Source organism: Streptomyces sp. NPDC059740 (genome assembly GCF_042733155.1).
In the GTDB taxonomy this organism is placed as follows: Bacteria; Actinomycetota; Actinomycetes; order Streptomycetales; family Streptomycetaceae; genus Streptomyces.
On sequence record NZ_JBHWGP010000031.1, the window covers coordinates 76181 to 82513 of the forward strand.

Consider the following 6333-nt stretch of genomic DNA (forward strand, 5'->3'; position numbering starts at 1 on the left):
GACACCATGGCCTACCAGTACAACCGTCCGGCGGCGTACCTGCCCGACCCGGCACGGGGACCCTTCGTCTTCCCGATGCACACGCTCTCCCTGCCCGCCCACTGGGAGGAACCACTCCTGCGCCTTTACCACGGCGGAATGACAGAGGGGCAGGCCGAGCGACGGCGCCGCGTACCCACAGCGGCTGTCAACCAGCTGATGCGCGCCACCGCGCCGGACATCGTCACGGTCGACTCCACGGCACGGTTCGGTTCGGAGAACCCCTGGCTGTACTGCCAGGACGCGTACCCGATGGCGGTGACGAACCTCTACATCGCCACCTGGCTCAGGAGCCTCCCGCGCGATGCCGGCGATCCCGAGACCGCGGCCCTGCTGATGAGCTGCTTTCGTGACCTCGACACCGCGGCTCTCAGCTGGCGGCCCGGCAGGGTCGACCTCCTCGAGCAGAAGGTGTCGCCCGGAGGAACCGCTCTGCCCGCGCCCCACGTGTACCGGTTGCTTCCCGACGTCCTCGCCGAAAGGATCGCGCGCCAGGGACCGTACGAACACCACGGGCAGCAGCTGTCGTTCCGACAGGTCGCCGGCCGCACGGGGGCCAGGGGGCAGGGAAGCGGGGGCGCCGAGCTGATGTCGAACGTGATCGAGTACGTACCCGGGCGGCGTGGTGGCGGCGACGGCAAGCCGGCCTACTACGCGGCGACCCTCCGCATCACCGTGCGCACCGTTCCCTTCTCACCCGTCCCGCGCGTCCACGTGGCCGCCGGCGTACGTCGGTTCGTCACCGGCAAGGTCTACATGCCGTACGGCAAGGGCGTGTCCGCGTACCTGCTCCCGGACGACTCCCTCGTCCACGATGGCCCGCAGTCGCAGCGTTTCGCCGTCGCCATGCTGGAGTGGAAGAACGGCACCACGGACTGGCGTCAGGGCGGAGCAGAAGGAATGCTCGCCGGGATCAGCGCACTCGACGCACTGCCGTCCCCGGACCGGCTGGTGAAGGAGGCCGACCACTGGATCCACGGCCGGGACGGCATCCGGATCGCGATCGGGCACCAGGCGGCCATGGGCAGGCACACGATCGGCACCGGACTGATGCCCAGTGAACGCCGACGGCTGATCGAGTGGGCGGAGCAGGCGATCGCTCCCGAGTTCGTCTCCGTTCCGAAGCTCGAGCGCAGTGCGTACGCGCGGCCGCCCAAGAAGCAGCTCAAGAAGCTGACGTCCATTCCCAAGAACATGGAAGAGAAGGATCCCGAAGAGCGCGCGGTCATCCTGGACCAGCGTGAGCTGAACGCGGCCCACAACGCTCAGGTTCTGCGGGCACGCCTGGCCGAAGCCCTCGAAGGGGAAGACCTCACCGCGGTCGTGCTCCACCAGAACGATGCCATCCGCGATCAGATGATCGCAGCGGCGGAAATGGGGCTGGGGCTGGCCGGGCACCGGCACGCGCAAGGCCCCGATACCTGGGTGTGGGAGGCGGAGGAGCTGACCGTCCGGCTGCACGCGCGGCCCCTGGGCGCTCTCGGCGCACCGCTGGGAGGCGACAGCGTGCCGCGCCGGGGGCAGGAGCACGACAAGGCCATCGAGGAGCGCCGTATCGGTGTCGCGCGGGCCATGGCCGCCTTGCGGGAAGCCGTACCCGGGGTGCGGCTGGCCTTCGTGGAGCTCGACGGGCAGGATGCCTTCCGCCACGCCAAGCGACGGACCGACCCCAAGCACGCGATCCGCCTCGGCTGCGCGGACGCAGGCCTGGTGACCCAGTTCATCCGTCCACCAGACCCGGATGCGGAGACGGAGGAGGCTCTCGCCGATGCTGGTCTGCGTGCCGCCGCGGCCTGGTCGGACGGCCTGCGCCAGACCGGTATGCGGCTGGTGCCCCAGCACACGCTCGGTGACACGCTCATCCCCGCGAACCTGAACCAGGTGGCCTTCCACCTCGTGGAACGCCGCCTTGACGGGCCCACAGGCAAGCAGCAGTTCACGCCGATCGCGGTGCTCATCCGACCGGGCGCGAAATGCGTGCTGGGCAAGTCGGCCGACATGCACGCATGGGTGCCGTACCCCGAACTCCTCAAGTCTTTGACGGGAAGGGTCGAAGGCAAGAAGAACAGCGCGGAGCAGTCGGCCCTCATGGCGGCCTTCGTCAAGAAGACTCTCGCGCAGCTGCGCAGTACCCCGACGCTCGTTCTGACCCACGCCCAGGACGTCCGGAAGCGCTGGCCATGGCTGAGGAACGACGGGCTGGAACGGGACAGGCTCGGCCTCGACGGGGGTCCCGTTCAGCGGATCGGTCTGTACGGCAAGCAGCTTCGTATCGTTCGGATCGCCGATGGCAGCCGGGACGAAACGGCACAGTGCTGGGCCGAGGCGGAGGAACGCTCTCCCAAGTTGGAGGGCCAGCAGCGTGGGGGCATCGCGATGGGGCTGTGGCGGCCCGGAGTGCGGGGTGACTCGGACCGCGTCTTCTACAGCACGACCGGCAAGTCCGGCTCGCAGCCAAATCTCACCAACGACGACGCCAAACTCACTCCGCACACCAACGCCTCGGGCAACAACGCCTACCGGCCGACGGCGAACGCCTGGAATCCGGACCTCCTCGAACTGACCGTTGCGTGCCTTCAGCCCGGTGACGATGCGGAGGCATGGGCCGCATTCGTCCACCAGCAGCGTTTCAGCGAGGACTACCGTGCTGGTCGCGAGGGGTTGGCTCTGCCCTTGATCCTCCATCTCGCGCGACTCGCGGACGATTACGCTCTGCCTCACGAGATCGAGGAGGCTTTGGACCCGACGGAGCCCCAGGCTGCGACCGCGCCGGACGACGCTCTGTCGGGCCAGCTGGCCTTCGACTTCGACCTCGATGACGGGGATGACGACGAATGAAGCTTCCCGCTGAGGAGTCGAGGGAGTCTCACCCCTCGTCTCCTCAGCGGGTAAGGCCCCTACTACCTCAGGGGCGTAGGTGCGGGTTCAATAAATGCATATGCATGCTCTCGGGGAGTGATCTTGCGGGCCGCGGGAACCTCAACATCAATTAGTCCTGTTGTGCCTGGTCAAGGGAACTCGTGAACGTCCCACATCAGGGAGTCCCCCGATCGGCAGTGAGCCGGTCGGGGGTCTTCTGTTTGCCGTGATGCCGTGGGCGCCGGCGCGGGTCGGCACCCACGAAGCCGGGAGATTGCCGGGGGTGCGCCCGGGCCCGTCCTGCCGGGAGACCGGAGCCGGAGGTGGCGGGAGGGGCCAGGTCAGGGCAGAGGCCGTCGACCGGGCCGTCGGCCTGCCCGGGGCCCGCACCCGTCAGTGCGGGCCCCGCTCGCCTCAGTACTGCGGGGGCAGGGAGGCGGGGCGTCCCCTGCCACGCGTCAGCACGTAACCGCCGATGCCGGCGAGGGAGGCCAGAAGCGCGCCGCCGGCGGTCCACAGCCAGCGGTCGGACCACCAGCCGGAGGACCAGCCGCCGTCGGGCTCCACCGTCTGCGAGGAACCCTGCACCACCGGGCGGGCCAGCCGGCCGTCCACGGCCGCGGAGCCGCCCGCCTGCGTCGTCGTGGCGGTGACGCCCACCTTGACCGGCACACCCAGCGCCGCGTTGTTCAGCTTCACCGCCGTCAGGCGCACGTAGTAGGCGCCGGGCAGCGGGTCGTTCGACCAGGGCTCGGCCCAGGCGCGGACGGTGCGCAGGTGGCAGGAGAGGGTGACCGAACCGGCGCCGGCGGCGGCGTCGGCGGTCTGCCGGCCGTAACGGCACGCCTGGCGGCGGCGGAGGCCGTCGTAGACGTCGACCTGCCAGGTCGAGGTGGCCTGGCCGGGCGAGGCGGTGGCGGGGAAGGTGACCTTCGCCGTGACCGTCGCCCGGTCCCCCGCGTCCGCGGGGAACTGCCAGTAGAGGTAGTCGCCCGTCGAGGCCTGAGCGGTGGCCTCCTGGTCCGGGCGGACGGCCGTGGCGGTGCGGAAGGAGGTGCCGGCCTCGGTGGGGGCCGCCGTGGCGTCGGCGTCCGTGCTGGGGGAGGCCGAGGCTGCCGGGGCCGCCGTGTCGGCCGAGGCCGGAGTGCACAGGGCGAGGAGGGCGACGCCGGCGGCGATGCCCGCGGCGGCGGTGCGCAGGACACGCATCAGTTGGTCCTCCAGACGGTGACGCGCCAACGGGATATCCAGCCCCAGAGCAGTCCGACGAGGAAACCGCAGACGGTCAGGGCGAGCAGCAGCCACCAGCCGTGCCCCAGCCCCCAGAACGCGGCGTCGGAGGCGTCGTCCGGAGTGCCCGCGAAGTCGATCGAGAGCTCGACGGGCAGCCCGGGGGAGGTCTTCACCGAAGCGGGCGCCGAGAAGGAGTTGCTGACGCTGAGGCAGACCGTCTCGGTGGGGGTGGTCTCCTCGTCCGAGTCCACTCCGGCCGCGCTCTCCTGGTCCGACTCCGCCTTCGGGTAGCGCAGGCCGGTGGAGAGGACGTCGGTGCGGCCGTCGCCCGCTGCCTCGCCGCGGACGATCTCCCGCCCGCTGGTGGTGGACGCGCGCATCAACAGGCCGTAGTCGTCGTTGACCGGGCGGTCGGCCGCGACGCTCACGGCGGCGCGCAGTTCCCTCCCGGCCGGTACGGAGACCCGGTAGACCCGGTGCTTCCCGAAGGACTCGCGGTCGGTGTACAGGCCCGGCTTGAGCACGGGTGCGTCGGCACAGTCCTCGGCGCCCGTGGTGGCCGTCGGGGTCAGCGTCGGCTGGGTGGTGCGGTCGACGAGCTGCTTGACGCGGTGCGAGAGGTCGGCGGTGTGCTGGACGGAGGTGTAGGTACCGCCGGTCGCCTCGGCTATGCAGCTCAACTGGGAGCGGGTCTTGGAGTCCGGCACCAGGCCGAGGGTGTCCACGGTGAGGTGGATGCCCCGGGCCGCGATCTCACGGGCCACCTGGCAGGGGTCGAGAGGGGCGCAGGTGTCCTCGCCGTCACTGATCAGCACGATGCGGCGGGTGGCGTCACCTCCTCCGGCCAGGTCGTCGGCGGACTTCAGCAGGGCGGGGCCGATGGGTGTCCAGCCGGTGGGGGTCAGGGTCGCCACGGCTGTCTTGGCCTCGGTGCGGTCCAACGGGCCCACGGGGTAGAGCTGCCTGGTGTCCTTGCAGCCCACCTGGCGGTCGTCGCCCGGGTAGTTGGCGCCAAGGGTCCGGATGCCCAGCCGGACCTCCTGGGGGACAGCGTCCAGCACCTCGTTGAAGGCCTGCTTCGCGGCGGCCATGCGGGACTGGCCGTCGATGTCCCGGGCCCGCATCGAACCGCTGACGTCGAGGACCAGCTCCACCTTCGGCGCCTCCCCGGATGAGGAACCGGGTTCGCCGGCCAGGGCGGCTGACGGGGTGAGCCCGCCCGTGAGGGTGACCAGTACGCCGCAGACGGCGGCCACCAGTCGTCTTCTTGTGATCATCGCCGGATCATATGGAGAGGCGCTCCCGGAACCCAACTCGTGTGCGACCGAGGGGCCTCTGACGGGGCGTGGCGGTGCGGCCTCCCGGGGGAGCGGGCCTGGGGCGGTGGCCTGGGAGGTGTTGGGGCGGGGGTCGGGGCGGGAGGCGGGGGCGTGCCGGGACGGCAGCCGGTAGGTGTCGCGGCAGCAGCCGGTAGGTATCGGGGCGGCAGCCGGGAGGTGTCGGGGCGGCGGCGGGCGTCCGTGCGCGGTCACGGACGGACGAGCTGTCGCCGGAGGGGGCTCCTCAGGCCCCGGTACGGCCGTCGACCCGTTCCCGGAGCAGGTCGGCGTGGCCGTTGTGGCGTGCGTACTCCTCGATCATGTGCACCAGGATCCAGCGCAGCGAGACGCCTTCACCCCCCATGTGCCCGGCCTCCTCGACCGACAGCCGGCCGGTGTCCGTGAGCGACGCGCCGGCGGTCAGCTCACGGCTCCGCGCCACCTCCGCTCGCCATGTCTCCAACACCTCGTCGAGTCCGCGGCCGGCCTCGAGGGCGAAGTCGTCCCCCCGGCCTCTCCGTACACCGGCGGAAGGCTCCGGCCCGCGAACACGCGCTGGAACCAGTTGCGTTCCACCTCAGCCGTGTGCTGGACCAGGCCCAGCAGGGTCATCGGGGACGGTTCCACCGCAGCCATCCGTAGTTGGGCGTCCTCCAGACCCTCGCACTTCCACGCGAGGGTCGCCCGTTGGAAGTCCAACCAGCCTTCCAGGGTGGTGCGTTCATCGGCGTGGGGCGGTGGGACCGGACGGCCGTCCGGTGTCGTGGGCTTAGGGGTCACCCTGCCTTACTGATCGTTTCAGAATGAGTTGAGCTGTGGGTCTTGCACTTGCCGATCTTGGTCGGCAGGGTGTCCGGGTGCGTGCTGATCTTGTTCCTGACGA

General features: G+C 70.6%; 3 protein-coding genes and 1 pseudogene. 1 reads left to right on the forward strand and 3 read right to left on the reverse strand.

The features are described from left to right. Positions 1 to 6: 6 nt before the first annotated feature. On the forward strand, positions 7 to 2877 hold the full coding sequence (locus ACFV3R_RS27215) for a pPIWI_RE module domain-containing protein (protein WP_385588573.1): 2871 nt from the start codon (positions 7 to 9) through the stop codon (positions 2875 to 2877). A gap of 435 nt (positions 2878 to 3312) precedes the next feature. On the opposite strand, the gene ACFV3R_RS27220 is transcribed toward ACFV3R_RS27215, so the two are convergent. The 3 genes and pseudogenes from ACFV3R_RS27220 to ACFV3R_RS27230 form a co-directional block, all read right to left on the reverse strand. Continuing rightward, positions 3313 to 4107, reverse strand: a complete 795-nt coding sequence (locus tag ACFV3R_RS27220) for a hypothetical protein (protein ID WP_385588576.1) — start codon at positions 4105 to 4107, stop codon at positions 3313 to 3315. Then, positions 4107 to 5408 (reverse strand): VWA domain-containing protein, encoded by a 1302-nt coding sequence (locus ACFV3R_RS27225; protein WP_385588579.1) that lies wholly within the window; start codon positions 5406 to 5408, stop codon positions 4107 to 4109. The genes ACFV3R_RS27220 and ACFV3R_RS27225 overlap by 1 nt, the downstream gene beginning before the upstream one ends. 286 nt (positions 5409 to 5694) lie before the next feature. Beyond that, positions 5695 to 6230: pseudogene (locus ACFV3R_RS27230) on the reverse strand (DinB family protein). Between the last annotated feature and the right edge of the window lie 103 nt (positions 6231 to 6333).